We start from the raw sequence: 311 nt of genomic DNA, 5'->3' as shown, positions 1-311 counted from the left end.
ACTTATCCCAGGACGATCTGTTAAGCAGCACCCAGATGATGGAGTACTGCAAAAAGACGCTGGATAAGTGGCAGATGCAGACGCTGGAGCGCCAGATTGAGGCGGCAAAAGCCATGGTGCAGGCACGGACAGCGTGGCGGATCGAAGGGACGCTCCGGGAGTTTCCAAAGTTTCAGCCGGTCAACCTGTGGTTTGATTTTCCCGTTCACCGGATCGATCAGAGCGGGGCACTGGGCGACGTTGAGCCGGAGGTGGAGAAGCCGATGTGGCAGCGTGGCAGAGAGTCCAGGAAGAAGCAGAGTGAGCAGGCA

The 311-nt window shown here is 57.9% G+C and carries 1 pseudogene; it reads left to right on the top strand.

Going from position 1 to position 311, the window contains the following annotated elements:
- Nucleotides 1-311 (top strand): annotated as a pseudogene (locus tag ACTQ3K_RS12690) (AAA family ATPase); the annotation flags it as partial.

It is taken from the genome of Candidatus Paralachnospira sp. LCP21S3_A2, from assembly GCF_052118925.1.
Lineage (GTDB): Bacteria > Bacillota > Clostridia > Lachnospirales > Lachnospiraceae > Lientehia.
Note: the sequence above shows the minus strand (reverse complement) of the source record. Positions and strands in the feature narration are given on the sequence as shown.